The 17,963-nt window shown below is 69.3% G+C and carries 15 protein-coding genes; 6 read left to right on the forward strand and 9 right to left on the reverse strand.

Annotated features, from left to right (window positions below; translation table 11 throughout):
- Position 1 precedes the first annotated feature (1 nt).
- From folD to QT386_RS06660, 6 genes are all read right to left on the reverse strand, one after another.
- Positions 2 to 871, reverse strand: coding sequence for a bifunctional methylenetetrahydrofolate dehydrogenase/methenyltetrahydrofolate cyclohydrolase FolD (folD, locus tag QT386_RS06635; protein ID WP_289272960.1), 870 nt, complete (start codon positions 869 to 871; stop codon positions 2 to 4).
- A gap of 7 nt (positions 872 to 878) precedes the next feature.
- Positions 879 to 1,739, reverse strand: coding sequence for a formyltetrahydrofolate deformylase (gene purU / locus QT386_RS06640; protein WP_289272961.1), 861 nt, complete (start codon positions 1,737 to 1,739; stop codon positions 879 to 881).
- Between the two features lie 98 nt (positions 1,740 to 1,837).
- On the reverse strand, positions 1,838 to 2,413 hold the full coding sequence (locus QT386_RS06645) for a hypothetical protein (protein WP_289272962.1): 576 nt from the start codon (positions 2,411 to 2,413) through the stop codon (positions 1,838 to 1,840).
- Between the two features lie 5 nt (positions 2,414 to 2,418).
- Positions 2,419 to 5,379, reverse strand: a complete 2,961-nt coding sequence (locus QT386_RS06650; protein ID WP_289272963.1) for a sarcosine oxidase subunit alpha family protein — start codon at positions 5,377 to 5,379, stop codon at positions 2,419 to 2,421.
- The gene (locus QT386_RS06655; protein ID WP_367401401.1) at positions 5,376 to 5,672 is read right to left on the reverse strand and encodes a sarcosine oxidase subunit delta; all 297 of its coding nucleotides are present in this window, start codon (positions 5,670 to 5,672) and stop codon (positions 5,376 to 5,378) included. Before QT386_RS06655 ends, QT386_RS06650 begins: the two co-directional genes overlap by 4 nt.
- A 270-nt stretch (positions 5,673 to 5,942) precedes the next feature.
- Positions 5,943 to 7,184 carry a sarcosine oxidase subunit beta family protein gene (locus tag QT386_RS06660; protein WP_289272965.1) on the reverse strand — a complete coding sequence of 414 codons (1,242 nt, stop codon included), beginning with the start codon at positions 7,182 to 7,184 and terminating at the stop codon, positions 5,943 to 5,945.
- 158 nt (positions 7,185 to 7,342) lie between these two features.
- Here QT386_RS06660 and QT386_RS06665 point away from each other — a divergent pair, with 158 nt between their 5' ends.
- Genes QT386_RS06665 through fdhD form a run of 3 tightly spaced genes read left to right on the forward strand, consistent with a single transcriptional unit; the run spans position 7,343 to position 10,664 of the window.
- The gene (locus QT386_RS06665) at positions 7,343 to 9,592 is read left to right on the forward strand and encodes an FdhF/YdeP family oxidoreductase (protein WP_289272966.1); all 2,250 of its coding nucleotides are present in this window, start codon (positions 7,343 to 7,345) and stop codon (positions 9,590 to 9,592) included.
- Positions 9,592 to 9,822: a hypothetical protein gene (locus QT386_RS06670; protein WP_289272967.1), complete on the forward strand. Its 231-nt coding sequence runs from the start codon at positions 9,592 to 9,594 to the stop codon at positions 9,820 to 9,822. The genes QT386_RS06665 and QT386_RS06670 overlap by 1 nt, the downstream gene beginning before the upstream one ends.
- Entirely contained in the window at positions 9,819 to 10,664 is an 846-nt protein-coding gene (gene fdhD, locus QT386_RS06675; RefSeq protein ID WP_289272968.1) for a formate dehydrogenase accessory sulfurtransferase FdhD, read from the forward strand. The genes QT386_RS06670 and fdhD overlap by 4 nt, the downstream gene beginning before the upstream one ends.
- 12 nt (positions 10,665 to 10,676) lie before the next feature.
- Here the strand turns inward: fdhD and eda are convergent, their stop codons facing one another.
- Positions 10,677 to 11,297 (reverse strand): bifunctional 4-hydroxy-2-oxoglutarate aldolase/2-dehydro-3-deoxy-phosphogluconate aldolase, encoded by a 621-nt coding sequence (gene eda / locus QT386_RS06680; protein ID WP_289272969.1) that lies wholly within the window; start codon positions 11,295 to 11,297, stop codon positions 10,677 to 10,679.
- Positions 11,294 to 13,159, reverse strand: a complete 1,866-nt coding sequence (edd, locus tag QT386_RS06685; RefSeq protein WP_289272970.1) for a phosphogluconate dehydratase — start codon at positions 13,157 to 13,159, stop codon at positions 11,294 to 11,296. Before edd ends, eda begins: the two co-directional genes overlap by 4 nt.
- Before the next feature lie 144 nt (positions 13,160 to 13,303).
- Between edd and zwf the strand changes: the two genes are divergently transcribed.
- Genes zwf through QT386_RS06700 form a run of 3 tightly spaced genes read left to right on the forward strand, consistent with a single transcriptional unit; the run spans position 13,304 to position 16,469 of the window.
- Positions 13,304 to 14,752 (forward strand): glucose-6-phosphate dehydrogenase, encoded by a 1,449-nt coding sequence (gene zwf / locus QT386_RS06690; protein ID WP_289272971.1) that lies wholly within the window; start codon positions 13,304 to 13,306, stop codon positions 14,750 to 14,752.
- Entirely contained in the window at positions 14,752 to 15,474 is a 723-nt protein-coding gene (gene pgl / locus QT386_RS06695) for a 6-phosphogluconolactonase (protein ID WP_289272972.1), read from the forward strand. The genes zwf and pgl overlap by 1 nt, the downstream gene beginning before the upstream one ends.
- Positions 15,471 to 16,469: a glucokinase gene (locus QT386_RS06700; RefSeq protein WP_289272973.1), complete on the forward strand. Its 999-nt coding sequence runs from the start codon at positions 15,471 to 15,473 to the stop codon at positions 16,467 to 16,469. Before pgl ends, QT386_RS06700 begins: the two co-directional genes overlap by 4 nt.
- 6 nt (positions 16,470 to 16,475) lie before the next feature.
- Here QT386_RS06700 and QT386_RS06705 read toward each other — a convergent pair whose 3' ends face one another.
- Positions 16,476 to 17,948, reverse strand: coding sequence for an MFS transporter (locus QT386_RS06705; RefSeq protein ID WP_289272974.1), 1,473 nt, complete (start codon positions 17,946 to 17,948; stop codon positions 16,476 to 16,478).
- Positions 17,949 to 17,963 lie beyond the last annotated feature (15 nt).

Genomic DNA, 17,963 nt, shown 5'->3' on the forward strand with positions numbered 1-17,963 from the left:
TCTACTCGCCAGTTCCCGCCTGCCGGCGCAACTCGGCCGCCTGCAGCGTGTTGCGCATCAGCATCGCCACCGTCATGGGCCCCACGCCACCCGGCACGGGCGTGATCCAGGCAGCGCGCTCGCGCGCCGCCTGGAATTCCACGTCGCCGCGCAGCTTGCCGTCGGCGCAGCGGTTGATGCCCACGTCGATGACGGTGGCGCCGGGCTTGATCCACTCACCCTTCACCAGCCCAGGCTTGCCGGCGGCCACCACCAGGATGTCCGCGGTGCCCACGTCCTCTGCCAGGCTGCGGGTGAAGCGATGGGTCACGGTGACGATGGAGCCGGCCAGCAGCAGTTCCATCGACATGGGGCGCCCGACGATGTTGGAGGCGCCGACGATCACGGCGCGGCGCCCGTAGAAGCTCTCGCCGATCTCGCGCAGCAACTCGATCACGCCATAGGGCGTGCAGGGCCGCAGGCGCGGGATGCGCTGCATCAGGCGCCCGACATTGAAGGGATGGAAGCCGTCCACGTCCTTGTCCGGGTGGATGCGCTCGATCACCGCAGTGGCATCGATCGGTGCCGGCAGCGGCAGTTGCACGAGGATGCCGTCCACCGACGGATCCTGGTTGAGCCGGCCGATGATCCCCAGCAGTTCTGCCTCGCCGGTCTCGGCCGGCAGCTCGTGCGGCCGCGCGTCGATGCCGACCTTGCGGCAGGCCTCCACCTTGTTGCGCACGTAGACCGCGGAAGCCGGGTCCGCGCCGACGATCACAGTCGCCAGGCAAGGCGCGCGCCATCCTCCGGCACGCTCCGCGGCGATGCGGCGGGAAACCTCCTCCAGCACGCCGGCGGCAACCGCCTTGCCATCGATCAGGGTCGCGCTCATCGCTGTCCTAGGCGAAGACGATGGTCTTGGGCCAGTTCGGGATCACGCGATGCTCGACGTGCCAGCGTACCGCCCGCGCCAGCACGCGGGCTTCCACGTCGCGTCCCAGGTTGGCCATTTCCTCGGCGCTGATCGCATGGTTCACGCGCACCACGTCCTGCTCGATGATCGGACCCTCGTCCAGGTCCGAGGTGACGTAGTGCGCCGTGGCGCCCACCAGCTTCACGCCGCGCTCGTAGGCGCGCTTGTAGGGGCTGGCGCCCTTGAAGCTGGGCAGGAAGGAGTGATGGATGTTGATGCAGCGGCCATCCAGCGCGCGGCACATGTCCTGCGACAGAACCTGCATGTAGCGCGCCAGCACCAGCAGGTCGACCTGTTCCTTCTCCATCAAGTCGAGGATCTGCGCCTCCTGCTGCGGCTTGGTCTCCGCCGTGATCGGAAAATGGTGGAACGGCAGGCCGTGCCACTCAGTCAGGCTGCGCATGTCCGGGTGGTTGGAGACCACGCCCACGATGTCGGTGTGCAGCAGGCCCGAGCGCCAGCGGTGAAGCAAGTCGTTGAGGCAATGGCCGAACTTGGACACCGCGATCAGCGTGCGCAGCTTGCGGTTCCAGGGCGCGATCTTCCATTCCAGCAGGCGATCGCGGGCGATCGGCGCCAGCTCGTCGCGGATCTGTTCCTGGCTGAGCGACACCGGCGAAGCCAGGTGCATGCGGATGAAGAACGCGCCCGTGTCGGGATCGCCGAACTGCGCGCCATCGCGGATATCGCAGCCGGCGCGATACAGCGCCGAGGTCACCGCCGCCATGATGCCGGGGCGGTCCGGGGCGCGGAAGGTCAGGATGTGATCGTGGGTGGCTTCGGTCATGGCAGGGCTTCGGTCGCAGGAAAGGCGGGAGCTACGGCGTCATTACAATACATAACTGCATTATTCTCGGCAGGGCCGGCTGGGTACGCAGCAGCGCCCTACTCCAGTGCCGCCGTCAGCCGGCCGGCATCCGCCAGCCAGGACGACAGATATCCCGCCAAGCTGACGTCGATCAGCAGGCGGTAGTCGTCGTCGGCGAGACGCTGCACCAGCACCGGCACGGTCTCCGCGAACAGCGTGCGCGTGAACCCCGATGGCGGCAGGCTCACCGACGTGGCCGCCGCCAGCACCGCCGGCGCACGCGCGCCGTGGAGGCGGACACTGGCCAGCCGCGAAGACAGGTCGGTCACCACCCAGGCATCCGTGCTTCCCGGCAGCGCCCGCGGCGCGACGGAGATCAGCATCCAGGCATTCGGCTCGAAGCGCGCCAGCGACGAGGCCGCGTCGCCGGTCCAGCCGTTCGGCGTGGCCGGCAGGTCGAACGGCAGGGCTCCTAACGCCGCGGCGCGGTCCGCCTTGCGTGACAGGCGCAGGCTGGCCAGCTGCAGGAAGGTCTCCTCAACCACGCGCAGGCCCACGCCCTGGGCGATGACCTGCGGCGCGGCGCCCGGCGCTGTGCCCAGCGGGGAAACGGCCTGGAGCCTGAGGGCGGTCGGCAGAGTGTTCTGGTTCATGTCGCTCACATCCGCAGCCTTTCGCCTTCGGGATCGTAGGCGGTCATGGAAACAATCCTGGCGGGCAGCAGCTTGCCGCCGTCGAAGACCTGCACTGGCTCGCCCAGGCGTTCGCGTCCGCGTTCGACCAGGGCAAGGGCCACCGGGCGTCCCAGCGTCGGACTCATGAACGAGGATGTCACCCAGCCCTGGGTATGCCCGGAAGCGGCCTTGAACGCCGCATCCACCACGTGCCCGCCGACCGGCAGCAACGAAGCCCCATCCACCGGAGCCAGGCCAACCAGCTGCCGGCGGTCCGTACGGCGGCCGTCGGGCGTCATCGTGGAGCGGCGTCCGATGAAGTCTTCGGGCTTCTTGTCGATGATCGCCCCGAAGCCGACGTCCTGCGGCAGCGTCAGGCCATCGGTATCGGAGCCCACGTGCAGGAAGCCCTTCTCGGTGCGCATCACCATGAGCGACTCGATACCGAAAGGAATGATGCCCAGCGGCTTGCCGGCATCCAGCAGGGCACTCCACAGCGACAGGCCATACTGCCAGGGCACGCTGATCTCGTAGCCCAGCTCACCGGTGAAGCTGACGCGCGCGACGCGCACCGGCACATCGCCGATGCGACCGTCGCGGGCGCTCATGTGCGGGAAGGACGCTGCGGCAAGATCAATGCCGCTGTCCAGGCGCGACAGCACCTCGCGCGCCTTGGGTCCGGCCAGCATCACCACCGCCCATTGCGTGGTCACCGATTCCACGGTGACGTCGAGGTCCACCCACTCGCACTGCAGCCACTCCTCCATCCATTCCACGATGCGGTCGGCCTGGCCGCTGGTGGTACCCACCAGGTAGCTGTTCTCCGACCAGCGCGTCAGCACGCCATCGTCCTTGACGATGCCGTCCTCACCCAGCATCAGGCCGTAGCGGCAGCCGCCGACCTTCAGCGTCCGGACGTTGTTGACGTAGACGCGCGTGAGGAATTCCGCTGCATCGGGGCCCTGCACCAGGATCTTGCCCAGCGGCGAGTAGTCCAGGATACCGACGCCGCCGCGCACCGACAGGACTTCGCGGTGTATCGTCGCGCTCTCGGTTTCGCCGGCCTGCGGATAGAAGGCCGGGCGCAGCCAGGCACCGTAGTCCTCCATCTTCGCTCCGGCGGCGTGGTGAGCCGCCTGCGCCGCCAGCTGGCGCAGCGGGCGATAGTAGGTGCCGACATTGCGGCCCGCGATGGCGCCGAAGGTGACCGGGTTGAACGGCGGACGGAAGCGCGTGGTGCCCACCTCTCCCGGCGCCTTGCCGAGCACGCCCGACAGTATGCCGATGGCGTTGACGTTCGAGGTCTTGCCCTGGTCCGTCATCATCCCGGTGGTGGTGTAGCGCTTGAAGTGCTCCACCGAGACAAAGTTCTCGCGCGCCGACAGGCGCAGGTCGGACTCGGTCGAATCGCTGGCGAAATCCACCCAGGACTTCGACGGGCCACGGCCGATGGCCTCGACGTTGACCGACCACAGCGCGGTCTGCACCGTCGAATCCATCGCGGGCATTTCGCGGATCACGCGATTGGCCGCAGCATCGCGGCCGGCGGCCCTGGCCGCGACCACCGCCGATTCGCGCTCCGCATGTCCCGCCGCCGCGCCGGCCAGGTAGCCGGGCTGCGCGAGGCGATGCGGCACGAAGGCCTTCTGCTGATCGTCGAAGCGCAGGGCGCCGCCCGACTGGGAGAACAGGTGCACGGTGGGATTCCAGCCGCCGGACACCAGCAGCACATCCGCATCGAGCCAGCGCCCGGTGCCCGGCCGGGCCTGTCCCTGCACGTTCACGTCGTGTAGTTCCACGCGCTGCAGGCCGTTGCGGCCGCGGGTGTCGGTGGGCGCGCAGCTCAGGGCCACCGGAATGCCCAGGACTTGGGCCTGGGCCAGCGGGGCCGGCCGGCCACTGCGCGAGTCCGCGATCTGCACCACCTCGACACCCGCCTTGCGCAGCTCGAAGGCCACGGCGTAAGCGCTGTCGTTGTTGGTCGCGATCGCCACGCGGCGGCCGGGCAGCACGCCATGGCGATGCAGGTACTGCAGCGCGGCACCGGCGAGCATCACGCCCGGGCGGTCGTTGTTGGGGAACACCAGCGGGCGCTCCAGGGCGCCGGTGGCCAGCACGATCTGCCGTCCGCGGATCTTCCACAGGCGCTGGCGCGGACCGGCGCCGCCGGCGGGCAGCAGCTCGTTGGCCAGCAGGTGGTTGTGGTCGTAGTAGCCGAATGCCGTGGTGGAGCCCAGCACGCGGATGTTCGGCAGCGATCGAATCTCGTCCTCGCGCGCCCTGAGCCAATCCGCCGCGGGCAGTCCTTCGACCAGGCCCGGCTCGTACTGCAGCGAGCCGCCCAGCGCGGGCTTGTCGTCCAGCAGCAGCACCGACGCACCCTCGCGCGCCGCCGCGATGGCCGCCGCTAGGCCCGAGGGGCCTGCACCGACCACGATCACGTCGGCCTGGTCGTGACGCTTGTCGTAGACATCCGGGTCGGCGAGCTTCGGACTGACGCCCAGGCCCGCGCCATGGCGGATCGCTGGCTCGTACAGGTGCCAGCTCGGGGCCATGAAGGTCTTGTAGTAGAAGCCCGCCGGCCAGAGCGGCTTGAGCAACTGGAAGAAGCCGAAGACGTCGTGCCGCGCGCTGGGCCAGCAGTTGACCGCGCGCGCCTCCAGGCCGTCGTACAGCTCGATCTGCGTGGCGCGCAGGTTGGGCTGCGTGCGCGCGCCGCTCTCCAGCTGCACCAGCGTATTGGCTTCCTCGAAGCCCGCCGCCATCAGTCCGCGCGGGCGGTGGTACTTGAAGCTGCGCCCAGTGACGCGCACGCCATTGGCCAGCAGGGCTGAGGCCAGCGTGTCGCCGGCATAGCCGGTGTACTCGCGGCCGTCGAAACGGAAGCGCAGCGGACGCGTGCGGTCGATCCGCCCACCCTGGCTGCTGCGGAATGCCTGGTTCATGCCCTGCCCTCCGCAGCTTCGACCTGCGGCTTCGGCGCGGTCATCGCGTAGATCGCCCGGACCTCGTGCGTCACGGTATGGCGCGCCAGGTTGAACCACTGGCGGCAGCCCGCGGCGTGCAGCCAGCGCTCGAAGTGCCAGCCCTGCGGGTTCTGGCGCATGTAGAGGTAGTCCGCCCACTGCGCGTCGGAGACGTCGTTGTGGGGACCGGGACGCTGGATGTGGCTCTCGCCACCGCAGCGGAATTCGGCCTCGTCGCGAGGCCCGCAGAAAGGGCAGTCGATTTTCAACACTAGAGCTTATCCATGAATAAAACACACACGCGACGGCGTGCCATTTTCGTGTCTCGCCAACCCTATCGGCCCGCGGTGTACTTGACGTACACCAGGGGCAATAGGGGACGCGGGGCGCGAAAATGGCCCCGTCCCTGCGGGTTGCGCCAGAAATCGCCCCAGGCGTGGCCGGCCGCCGCTCCTTTGGAACCACCAAACCGCGCATCGCCCGGCCACGCCTGGGGCGATTTCTGGCAGCAACGCGTGCGTGTCTTATTCATGGATAAGCTCTTAGTGTGCGATTCCTGCAGCGGCGGCTTCGTCGACCAGGCGGCCGGTGGTGAAGCGCTCGAGTCCAAAAGGCTTGATCAGCGGATGTACTTCGCCGGTGGCCAGGGTGTGGGCCATGGTCCAGCCACCGGCGGGAATGGCCTTGAAGCCGCCGGTGCCGAAACCACAGTTCAGGTAGAGGTTCTCGACCGGGCAAGGCCCGAAGATCGGAGAGGAGTCACGCACCACATCGACGATACCGGCCCACTGGCGCATCAGGCGCAGGCGCGAGAACGCGGGGAACATCTCCAGCATGCCGGCCACCACGCCTTCCAGCGTGTGGAAGTTGCCGCGCTGCGCATAGGACGGATACAGGTCCAGCGCACCGCCGATCACCAGCTCGCCCTTGTCGGTCTGGCTGAGGTAGACGCCGGTCGCCGGCGACAGCACCACCGTGTCGAAAACCGGCTTCACCGGCTCCGACACGAAGGCCTGCAGCGCATAGCTGGTGATCGGCAGGCGCAGGCCCGCCTGGGCCGCGACCTTGCTGGTATGGCCGGCCACCGACAGGCAGACCTTGCCGGCGCGGATCTCGCCGCGGCTGGTACGCACGCCCGTGACCACGCCATCACCGCCAAGGAAGCCCGTCACCTCGCAGTTCTGGATGATGTCCACGCCCAGGGCATCGGCGCCGCGGGCATAGCCCCAGGCCACCGCGTCGTGGCGCGCCGAGCCCGCACGCGGCTGGTTGAGCCCGGCGTGGATCGGGTAGCGGCTGTCGCGGTTGTACCGCGGCATGCGGTTGAACAGTTCGTCCGGCTCCAGCCACTCGCAGTCCACGCCGTTCAGGCGCATGGCATTGAAGGAGCGGCGCAAGGTCTCTTCATCATGCCGCGAGTGCGCCAGCGTGATGATGCCGCGCTGCGAGAACATGATGTTGTAGTTGAGTTCCTGGCTGAGCTTCTCGTAGAGCTTCACCGAGAAGTCATAAAACGCCGCCGATTCCGGCAGGTAGTAGTTGGAACGGACGATGGTGGTGTTGCGGCCGGTATTGCCGCCGCCGATCCAGCCCTTCTCCAGCACCGCCACGCGCTTCACGCCATGGTTCTTGGCCAGGTAATAGGCGGTTGCCAACCCATGCCCGCCGCCGCCCACGATGACGACATCGTAGTCCGCCTGGGGCTGGGCATCCCGCCATTGCGGCTGCCAGCGCTGGTGGCCGGTAAGGGCATTGCGGGCCAAGGCCAGAGCAGAAAAGCGCATGAGGAAGTCGGCTCCCGTATCAGATGGCCCGGATAGTATCATTCATATTCGTATAATACTATCTGGAATGGTCCACGCCAGGGGCCGTCTCCGCTCTTGCACAGCGCAGCATCGGGCAATACTATGCAACACTGCATTATTCGAGGCAGAGGACGGCGATGAGCAAGGTCCACGAACCCTACGACGGCCCAGCGGGCGGCTGGGACGCCCTCGCCAGCTCCTTCCGGCACGTCAAGGAGCAGGGCATCGTCGGTCTCGGCAGCCTGACCATGCTCAAGGCCAACCAGCCCGAGGGCTTCGACTGCCCCGGCTGCGCCTGGCCCGACGCCAACGGCCACTCCAGCTTCGAGTTCTGCGAGAACGGGGTCAAGGCGGTGGCGGCCGAGGCCACCCGGCGCCGGGTCACGCGGGAGTTCTTCGCCCAGCACAGCATCGGCGAGCTGGCAGCGCAGGATGACTACTGGCTCGAGGGCCAGGGCCGGCTGACCGAGCCGATGCTGTACGACAGCTCCAGCGACCATTACCGGCCGATCGGCTGGGATCAGGCCTTCCGCCTCGTCGCCGACGAGCTCAATGCCCTCTCCAGCCCCGACGAGGCAATCTTCTACACCTCCGGCCGCACCTCCAACGAGGCCGCGTTCCTGTACCAGTTGTTCATCCGCGAGTTCGGCACCAACAACCTGCCCGACTGCTCCAACCTGTGCCACGAGCCCTCCGGCATGGCGATGACCGAGCAGATCGGCGTCGGCAAGGGCACGGTCACGCTGGAGGACTTCGGGCACGCCGACGCCATCTTCATCTTCGGCCAGAACCCCGGCACCAATCACCCGCGCATGCTGGGCGAACTGCGCAGCGCCGCCAAGCGCGGCTGCCGCATCGTGGTGTTCAATCCGCTGCGTGAGCGCGGCCTGGAGCGCTTCGCCCATCCGCAGAGCGTCGTCGAGATGGGCACCGGCACCTCGACCCGGATCGCTAGCCACTACTATCAGCCGCGCATCGGCGGCGATCTGGCCGCCGTCACCGGCATCCTCAAGCACCTGCTCGCCTGCGGCGTGGAGGACACCGAGTTCATCGCCGCGCACACCACCGGCTTCGAACAGTTGCGCCAAGACATCGCGGCCATGGACTGGGCGGACGTCGAGCAGTCCTCCGGCCTCAGCCGCAGCCAGATGGAACAGGCCGCGGAGATCTACCGTGGCGCCAAGGCCGTGATCTGCTGCTGGGGCATGGGCATCACCCAGCACAAGCATTCCGTCGCCACCATCCAGATGCTGGTCAACCTGCTGCTGCTCGGCGGCCACGTCGGCCGGCCAGGCGCCGGTGCCTGCCCCGTGCGTGGCCACTCCAATGTCCAGGGCGACCGCACCATGGGCATCTACGAAAAACCCGCCGACGCCTTCCTGGATCGCCTCGGTGCCGAGTTCGGATTCGTGCCGCCCCGGCATCACGGCCATGACGTGGTTGCCGCCATCGAGGCGATGGCACGCGGAGAGGGCAAGGTCTTCTTCGCCCTGGGCGGCAACTTCGCCGCCGCCTCCCCGGACACCGCCCGGACGCACGCCGCCCTGCAGCGCTGCCGCCTGACGGTCCACGTCTCCACCAAGCTCAACCGCTCGCACCTCGTGCATGGGCAGCGGGCGCTGATCCTGCCCTGCCTCGGCCGCACCGAGGTGGACCTTCAGGCCGCTGGCCCGCAGGCCGTCACGGTGGAGGACTCTATGAGCATGGTCCACCTGTCCAGCGGCATGAACGCGCCGGCCTCCGCCGAGTTGCTGTCCGAGCCAGCCATCGTCGCCGGCCTGGCCGCCGCCACCCTGCCCCGCTCGCAGACCCGCTGGCAGTGGCTGGTGCAGGACTACGACCGCATCCGCGATTGCATCGGCCGGGTGGTCGAGGGCTTCGAGAACTTCAACCAGCGCGTGCGCGTGCCGGGCGGCTTCTACCTGGGCAACGATGCCCGCGAGCGGCGCTGGCGCACGCCCGCCGGCAAGGCCACGTTCCTGCCGCAGGCCCTGCCTGCGCCGGCGGTGGAAACACGGGCACCGCTGCGGCTGATGACGATCCGCAGCCACGACCAGTACAACACCACCATCTACGGCCTCCACGACCGCTATCGCGGCATCCGCGGCGAGCGCCGTGTCTGCTTCATCAGCCGCGAGGACCTGGACAAGCTCGACCATGCCGAAGGTGAATGGGTGGACCTGGTATCGGCCTGGCATGACGGCGAGCGGGTGGCCCCGCGGTTCCAGCTGGTGGCCTACGACATACCGCCGGGTTGCGTCGCCGCCTACTACCCGGAGACCAACCCGCTGGTGCCGCTCGACTCCTACGCCGACCGCGCGCGTACTCCAACCTCCAAGTCTGTGCCGATACGCCTGCGGCGTCGTGCCGAGACCCGGACTACCTGATGGACGCCACGCTCACCCGCCTGCTGCAGCTCCTGGCCGCCGATGACGGCCAGTCCCTGCCCCGCGTCGCCAAGAAGCTGGCGCTACGCCATAGCCAGCTGCATCGCCTGCTGACCGCCATCGCCGCTGGCAACGACCTGCGCGGCATCATCGTCATCAGCGGAGAAGACCCGCCGCGCCTCTGCCTCGGCAACGCCGGCCGCCTGCTGCTCCAGGAGCTCAAGCCATGAAGGGACCCGCGCTCTCCAGCCTCCGGGCTTCGCGCTACTCCAGCCGGCAATGGTCCGAGGTCACCGAGACCGTCGCCGAGGAAACGCCGGTGGCGCTGGTCTACAACGGCCACTCGCATGCCGTGATGATGGCCTCGCCGCAGGACCTGGACGATTTCGCCCTGGGCTTCAGCCTGTCGGAAGGCATCGTCGACGAGGTCGGCGAGATCGAGATTGTCGATCGCCTGCATACCTCCCGGGGCATCTCCCTGCAGATGCTGATTCCGCAGGCAAGCTTCGAAGCAGTGGTGGAACGCCAGCGCAGCCTCAGCGGCCGCACCGGCTGCGGCCTCTGCGGCAGCTCGTCGCTGGAAGCCGCCATCCGGCCGATCCGGCGGATCGACGCCTCGCCCCGCGTCAGTGCGGTGGGACTGCTTGATGCTTTTGCCGCCATGGAGATGGCGCAGCCCATGAACCGGCTCTCGGGCGCGGTGCACGCCGCATCCATGCTCACACTGCAGGACGAGTTGCTGATCCGCGAGGACGTGGGGCGCCACAACGCGGTGGACAAGGTGATCGGCGCCGCGGCGCAGCAGGCGCTGCAGGCAGCGGCGCTGCTCGTCACCTCGCGTGCGTCCTACGAGATCGTGCACAAGGCCGCGCAGGCCCGGTGCCCCATCGTGGCCGCGATCTCGGCACCCACGGCGATGGCCGTGCGGCTGGCCGAGGAGGCCGGCATCACGCTGGTGGGCTTCGCGCGCAACCGGCGGCTCACGGTCTACTGCGGCGACCTGCCGGCAGAGCCTGCCGCCCCATTCTCACGCCCGGCCGCGGTGCCGGCGTCGATGCATCGCCGCGCCTAGCGGTCAGCGGCCTCAGGTGGTGCGCAGGCCGCTCGCTTCGCGGGCTAGTCTTGTAATTCCGGCCCAGTCACCGGCGCGCAGCAGCGGCTGCGGCGAGATCCAGCTGCCGCCGACGCAGGCGACGTTCGGCAGCGCCAGGTATTCCGGCGCGCTCGCCGGCGTGATGCCGCCAGTGGGGCAGAACAGCAGCTTGGGCAGGGGGCCCGCGAGGGCGCGCAGCATGGCCGCGCCGCCGGCGCTGGCCGCGGGAAACAGCTTGAGCGTGGCGTGGCCGGCATCGAAGGCGCTCATCGCCTCCGAGGGCGTCATGACACCCGGCAGGTAGGGCCAGTCGCCGGCAGCGGACAGCAGTCCGCGGGTACAGCCGGGGCTGACGCCGAAGACCGCGCCAGCGGCGCGTGCATCGCGCAGGTCCTGCGCATCCAGCAGGGTGCCGGCGCCCACCGCCATCTCGGGCAACTGCGCAGCGATGGCCTGGATGGAGTCCAGCGCCGCCGGGGTGCGCAAGGTGATCTCCATGGCGCGGATGCCGCCGGCGAGCAGGGCACGCGCCAGCGGCACGGCGGTCGTTGTATCCTCGATCACCACCACCGGCATCACCAGGCCCAGGCTCAGGATGTCGCGGATGTTCAAGCCAAGTCTCCCTCGTGGGTGGGGTCGATGAAAGGGTCGGCGATCATGCCGCCGCGTTCGGCATCGCCAGCCAGGCGCCGCGCCCAGCCCAGCAGCGCGCGGCCGCTATCCGCCGCATCAGGGGGAGCCGGCAGGGCTGCCGGCACGCGCGCCGCCCATTCCTCGGCGGGGACCAGCGCCTCCAGCTGACCCTGCGCGGCGTCGAGCCGCAGCAGGTCGCCGTCGCGCAGCCGCGAGATCGGCCCCTGCGCGATCGCCTCGGGCCAGACATGGATCGCAGCGGGCACCTTGCCCGAGGCGCCGGACAGGCGGCCGTCCGTCACCAGCGCTACGCGGCGTCCCGCATCCTGCAGCGCACCCAGCACCGGCATCAGCTGGTGCAGCTCCGGCATGCCGTTGGCGCGTGGCCCCTGGAAACGCAGCACCGCGATGAAATCGCGATCCAGGGTGCCGGCACGGTAGGCCGCGATCAGCGCCTCCTGGCTGTCGAATACCGCAGCCGGTGCGGTCACCGAACGATGCTCCTCGGCCACCGCCGAAACCTTGATCACCGCGCGCCCGAGATTGCCCCTCAGCAGCCGCAGTCCACCATCGGCACTGAAGGCGGCGTCCGCCGGGCGCAGCACCGCGGCATCGCCGCTGGTGGCGGGGGCCGGCCGCCACACCAGGCGCTCGCCATCGAGGAAGGGCTCCCCGGTGTAGTGCCGCAGGCCCTCGCCCGCGACGGTGCGAACGTCGTCATGCAGCAGCCCCACGTCCAGCAGTTCGCGGATCAGGAACCCGGTGCCGCCAGCCGCATGGAAGTGATTGATGTCGGCGGCGCCGTTCGGATAGATGCGCGCCAGCAGCGGCACCACCGCGGACAGCGCGTCGAAGTCGTCCCAGTCGATCACGATGCCGGCGGCGCGCGCGATGGCGACGAGATGGATCGTATGGTTGGTGGAACCACCGGTGGCCAGCAGGCCGACGATGCCGTTGACGATGGCACGCTCGTCGATCACCTGCGCCAGCGGCGTGTACTCGCGGCCCTGGCCGTCCAGACCCAGCCGGGATATCTGCGCCGCGCGGCTCGCGGCAGCGGCGGTCAGCGCGTCGCGCAGCGGCGTGTCCGGCGAGACGAAGGCCGATCCCGGTAGGTGCAGCCCCATGATCTCCATCAGCAGCTGGTTGGAGTTGGCGGTGCCGTAGAACGTGCACGTGCCGGGGCCGTGGTAGGAGCGCATCTCCGACTCCAGCAGCTCCTCGCGGTCGACCAGGCCCTGGGCATGCCGCTGCCGCACCTGCGCCTTCTCCTTGTTGGAGAGACCGGTGGCCATCGGCCCCGCCGGCACGAAGATCGCCGGCAGGTGGCCGAACTGCAGCGCACCCATCAGCAGGCCCGGCACGATCTTGTCGCAGACCCCCAGGCACAGCACGCCGTCGAAGACGTTGTGCGACAGCGCCACCGCCGTGGACATGGCGATGATGTCGCGAGAGAACAGCGATAGCTCCATGCCCGGCTGGCCCTGCGTGACGCCGTCGCACATCGCCGGCACGCCGCCGGCCACCTGTGCGGTGGCACCAGCACGGCGCGCCGCCGCGCGGATCAGCGTGGGATAGCGTTCGTAGGGCTGGTGGGCCGACAGCATGTCGTTGTACGACGACACGATCGCCAGGTTCGGCAGGCGCTGCTCGCGCAGCTTGAACTTGTCGTCTCCCGGCGCGGCCGCGGCGACGTGGGCCAGGTTGGTGCAGGACACCCTTCCGCGGGCCGCGCCCTCTCCGGCAGCGGACTCGACGCGGCGCAGGTAGGCCGCGCGCAGCGCCTGGCTGCGGTGCCGGATGCGGTCGGTGACTTGCTTGACGTTATGGTGCAGGGGCATGGGCTCCATCCCTCGTCCGGGCATTGTCGGCTCCGGCCCGCCGAATCACCCCTCCCGACACGGGTGGGCCTTTGATACCCCACTCAGGCGGATCATCGCGCCGCCTTCGGCGCACCTGCCGGAAGCCTGGGTAGGAGTTCTGGCATGTCGGCCTTCGAGGGCTTCGATTTCGTACTCTTTGGCGGCACCGGCGACCTGGCGCTGCGCAAGCTGCTGCCGGCGCTCTACCGGCGCCACCGCGAAGCCACGGATGCCGCGTCCTGGCGCATCGTCGCCATCGGCCGCCAGCCGATGTCCAGCCAGGAGTATCGCCACCACGCCTACGAACGCTGCTGCCGGCACCTGGCGAGCTGCGAACTGGACAACGGCTGGCAGGCCTTCGCCGCCCAGCTCGAATACCTGCAGATGGACGCCGCGGACTCGCAGGCCTACGCCGCCCTGGCCGCCCTGCTGCCTGCCGGGGACCGAAATCGCGTGTACTACCTCGCCACCGCGCCGCAGCTGTTCGCCGGCATCTGCCGGCACTTGGGCGACGCTGGCCTCGCCACCCCGCGCAGCCGCGTGGTGCTGGAGAAACCACTGGGCCGCGACCTGGCCTCCGCCACCCGCATCAACGAAAACGTGGCCAAGGTTTTCTCCGAGCAGCAGATTTTCCGCATCGATCACTACCTGGGCAAGGAGAGCGTGCAGAACCTGCTGGCACTGCGCTTCGGCAACGCCCTGTTCGAGCCGATCTGGAACCGCAGCTGGATCCGCGACGTGCAGATCACCATCGCCGAAACCGTCGGCGTCGAGGGGCGCGGCGACTTCTACGATGGCACCGGCGCCCTGCGCGACATGGTGCAGAACCACATGCTGCAGTTGCTGTGCATCGTCGCCATGGAGCCTCCCGCCAGCATCCAGGCCGACCGCGTGCGCGACGAGAAGCTCAAGGTGCTGCAATCCCTGCGCCCGCTGTCCGCCGACGATGTCGCCGCCAAGACGGTGCGCGGCCAGTACCGTGCCGGCGCCATCGGTGGACAGCCGGCGCTGGGCTATGCCGAGGAGCCGGGCGTCCCCCCCAGCAGCGGCACCGAAACCTTCGTTGCCCTCAAGGCCGAGATCGACAACTGGCGCTGGGCCGGCGTGCCCTTCTACCTGCGCACCGGCAAGCGCATGCAGGAGCGCCTGGCCGAGATCGTGGTGAACTTCCGCGCGGCACCCCACGCCATGCTGTCCGGCAGCCTGCCCCCGGTGAACCGCCTGGTGATCACCCTGCAGCCCAAGGAAAGCCTGCGCCTGGACCTGATGGCCAAGGTACCGGGCGAAGGCATGCAGATCCAGCCGATCTCGCTGGATATGAGCTACTCCAGCGAATCCGGCCGCCGCTGGGACGCCTACGAGCGGCTCATCATGGACGTGGTGCAGGGCCGGCTGACCTTGTTCATGCGCCGCGACGAGCTCGACGCCGCCTGGCGCTGGGTGGAGCCGATCCTGGGGCAATGGCAGCGGCAGCGCCCCCCACTGCGGCCTTACCATGCCGGCACCTGGGGGCCGACGCAGTCCAGCACCCTGGTGGTGCGCGACGGCAACACCTGGCACGAGGACAGCTGATGCCCGCCGAGTTGCGCCTGCCTCGGAGCGTACGGCAGCACCTTCACGAAGCCGCCGTGGATGCAGCCCTGGCATTGGCCGCGGACGTGGCCGCAGGGCTGTCGGAGGCCATCGCCCGGCGCGGCCATGCCTCGCTGGTCGTGCCCGGCGGACGCACGCCGCCGCCCTTCCTCGAGGCCCTGTCGCACCAGCCGCTGGACTGGAGCCGCGTCCTCGTCTGCCCGTCGGACGAGCGCTGGGTGGACGCCACTCACCCAGACAGCAACGAGCAGTTGCTGCGCACGACCCTGCTGCGCAACGCCGCCGCCACGGCCCGCCTGATCCCGCTGAAGACCGCTGCCACGACACCGGAAGCCGCTATCGGCGAGTGCGCATCCCGGCTGGCGGCACTGCCGCGCCCGCTCGACGTGGTGGTACTGGGCGTGGGCCTGGATGGCCACTTCGCCTCCCTGTTCCCCGACGCCCCCGAACTCGCCGCCGCCCTGCGGCCGAAAGGCCCAGTGGTGGCCGCGATGCGTCCGCCGTCCTCCCCTGTTCCGCGCATCAGCCTGACGCTGCCCTTCCTGCTCGACAGCCGCGGCATCGCCCTGCTGACCGGCGGCGCCGGCAAGGCCCGGGTGCTGGAACAGGCCGCGGCGCAGCCCGGCGATCCCCGATTGCCGGTGAGCCTGCTACTGGGCCAGCGGCCGGTACCCCTGGCGCTGTACCACTCCGCGCAATGACCGCCATGTACCAGACCCCGGCACTGAGCCTGGTCGCCGACATCGGCGGCAGCAATGCACGTTTCGCCCTGATGGACCCCGGCGGCCACCCGACACGGGTCGTCACCCTGGCGGTGCGCGATCACGCCACGCTACCCGATGCCGTCGCCGCCTACCTGCAGCACCAGGCGATGGGATGCCCGCGCGAGGCGGCCATCGCCATCGCCAACCCGGTCTGCGGCGACCAGGTCCGCATGACCAATCACCACTGGTCGTTCTCGCTCGAGCAGACGCGGCAGCAGCTGGGCCTGGATCGCCTGCTGCTGCTCAACGACTTCACCGCCCTGGCCCTGGCGCTGCCGCTGCTGGAAACGCACGAACTCCGCCAGGTCGGCGGCGGCGCTGCCGCGCCCGGGGCAATCGCCCTGCTCGGGCCCGGCACCGGTCTCGGCGTCTCTGGATTGATCCCGGCGGGCGCGGGGCAATGGCTACCGCTCAGCGGCGAAGGCGGGCACGCCACCCTGGCCCCGGCCGACGCCCGCGAATCCCGCATCCTCGACGCCTGCCGCGAGCGCCACGGCCATGTCTCCGCCGAGCGCCTGCTGTCGGGAATCGGCCTGCCCTGCCTGCACCAGGCCATCGCGGCCTTGTCCGGTGAACAGCCGGAAGCCCTGTCTCCGCCGGACATCGTCGCGCGCGGCCTCGCCGCCGCGGATGCGCACTGCACCGAAGCGCTTTCGGTGTTCTGCAGCCTGCTGGGCGGCTTCGCCGGCAATCTCGCGCTGACGCTAGGCGCGCGCGGCGGCGTCTACATCGGCGGCGGCATCGTGCCGCGGCTCGGCGAGCATCTCGCCGCTTCCGCCTTCCGCCGCCGCTTCGAGGACAAGGGACGCTTCCGCGAGTACCTGGCGCCGCTGCCGGTCTACGTCATCCATGCGAGCGAACCAGCCCTGCGCGGCGCCGCAGCAGCCCTGCGGCACCCGCTGTGCCTGGGCGTGGAGGCGCGGCGGCGTTGACGGGCGCTAGGCCGGTGCCAGGCCCTTGCGCTGCTGCAGCTCCGCCATGATCTCGCGATGCCTCTGCCGGCTCAGGGGATAGCGCATCAGTACCAGCAGGGTCGCCAGCGTCAGCATGGCTGCGCCCGGCCCGTAGGCCATGCCCAGGAGCCGGGTGGTGTGCTCGGGAATCTCCGAGACGGCTCCGGCGCTGATCGCCTTGGACGGAAAGTCGATCAACTGCAGCGCCACGCCCGACAGCAGCGCGCCCAGGCCGTTGGCGGCCTTGGACGCGAGCGTCCAGCCGGCGAAGTAGAAGCCCTCCACCCGCACGCCATGACGATGCTCATGCTCGTCCAGGGCGTCGGTCGTCATCGCCATCAGCGCCATCATGGCGACAGTCATTCCCATGCCCGCCGTCAGTTGCGAGCCTGCCAGGAACAGCCCCAGGGGATTGCCTTCCAGCGGCAGCAGGCCGCAGAGCCGCAGCGTCGGCGGCAGGGCCTGCGCCATCATCATGACGAAGACCGCGCCCAGGATGGTGCTGCGGTGCTCCAGACGCTTGATCAGCGCCCCGCCGAAGGGGGCGCCTACGATCAGGCCCACCGTGAGCGAGACGATCGCCACCTGCACCTGATCGCCGCCCAGCTTCCAGAAGAAGGTATAGGCGTGCAGGCTGAGGGATTGCGTCACGCTCTGCGCGCCGGTAGCGAGCAGGCAGGTGAAGAAGATGACGCGAAAGGTGGAACTGTGGAACAGCTGCCCGATCTCGCGCAGCAGTTCGCCCAGGCTGGCCCGCTCATGGGACGGCGGCGGATGCTGTCGCCCCAGGGTGCGATACACCGCGAACATCGCCGCCGCGGCCATCACGAAGATCAGTGCGGCCAGTGTCAGGGCGAAGGCCGGATAGCTCTCCGCTCGCGCGATGCCTTGCTCGCCCTTGAAGAACAGCCCGAAGCCCAGCAACACGGTGGCCAGCGAGAGTGTCACGGCCACGGTCCAGCGCCAGGTGATGATGCGTGCTCGCTCGGTCTCGTCATCGCTGACCTCCGCACCCACCGCAAGGTAAGGCAGCGCGAAGCAGGACAGGCCCACGCGGATGCAGAGGCAGAGCAGCGTCACGATGCCGAACAGCAGCCATTGCTGCTCGATGCGCGGCAGCGCGAACAGCAGCACCAGGGCCCCCAGCAGAACGGGCGTGGCCCCGAGCATGAACGGCAGGCGCCGACCCAGGCGCGAACGGCAGTGATCGGAGCGCATGCCTATCCAGGGGTCCAGCACCGCATCGACCACCAGCCCCACCGCGACCGCGAAACCCGCCAGCGCCGGCGACAACCCGCAGATGCTGGTCAGGTAGTACAGCAGGAAGACGTTCAGCGCCGTATTGACCATCGTGTCCGGCGCCGCGCCCAGGCTGTAGGCCAGGCGCAGGCGCGCAGGCAGTGGCTGGCGGCGCAGCGATGCATCGGGATGGCCCGACGCCTTCAGGGTGAAAGACAAGGTGACTCTCCTCTC

This window comes from Solimonas sp. SE-A11 (genome assembly GCF_030345715.1).
GTDB lineage: Bacteria > Pseudomonadota > Gammaproteobacteria > Nevskiales > Nevskiaceae > Solimonas_A.

Bases quoted from the DNA above. Each gene is read 5' to 3' on its own strand.
- zwf (WP_289272971.1), top strand. From the start codon at position 13,304: ATGTCGGCCTTCGAGGGCTTCGATTTCGTACTCTTTGGCGGCACCGGC.
- QT386_RS06665 (WP_289272966.1), top strand. From the start codon at position 7,343: ATGAGCAAGGTCCACGAACCCTACGACGGCCCAGCGGGCGGCTGGGAC.
- folD (WP_289272960.1), bottom strand. From the start codon at position 871: ATGAGCGCGACCCTGATCGATGGCAAGGCGGTTGCCGCCGGCGTGCTG.
- fdhD (WP_289272968.1), top strand. From the start codon at position 9,819: ATGAAGGGACCCGCGCTCTCCAGCCTCCGGGCTTCGCGCTACTCCAGC.
- edd (WP_289272970.1), bottom strand. From the start codon at position 13,159: ATGCCCCTGCACCATAACGTCAAGCAAGTCACCGACCGCATCCGGCAC.
- QT386_RS06700 (WP_289272973.1), top strand. From the start codon at position 15,471: ATGACCGCCATGTACCAGACCCCGGCACTGAGCCTGGTCGCCGACATC.
- QT386_RS06660 (WP_289272965.1), bottom strand. From the start codon at position 7,184: ATGCGCTTTTCTGCTCTGGCCTTGGCCCGCAATGCCCTTACCGGCCAC.
- pgl (WP_289272972.1), top strand. From the start codon at position 14,752: ATGCCCGCCGAGTTGCGCCTGCCTCGGAGCGTACGGCAGCACCTTCAC.
- QT386_RS06645 (WP_289272962.1), bottom strand. From the start codon at position 2,413: ATGAACCAGAACACTCTGCCGACCGCCCTCAGGCTCCAGGCCGTTTCC.
- purU (WP_289272961.1), bottom strand. From the start codon at position 1,739: ATGACCGAAGCCACCCACGATCACATCCTGACCTTCCGCGCCCCGGAC.
- QT386_RS06650 (WP_289272963.1), bottom strand. From the start codon at position 5,379: ATGAACCAGGCATTCCGCAGCAGCCAGGGTGGGCGGATCGACCGCACG.
- QT386_RS06670 (WP_289272967.1), top strand. From the start codon at position 9,592: ATGGACGCCACGCTCACCCGCCTGCTGCAGCTCCTGGCCGCCGATGAC.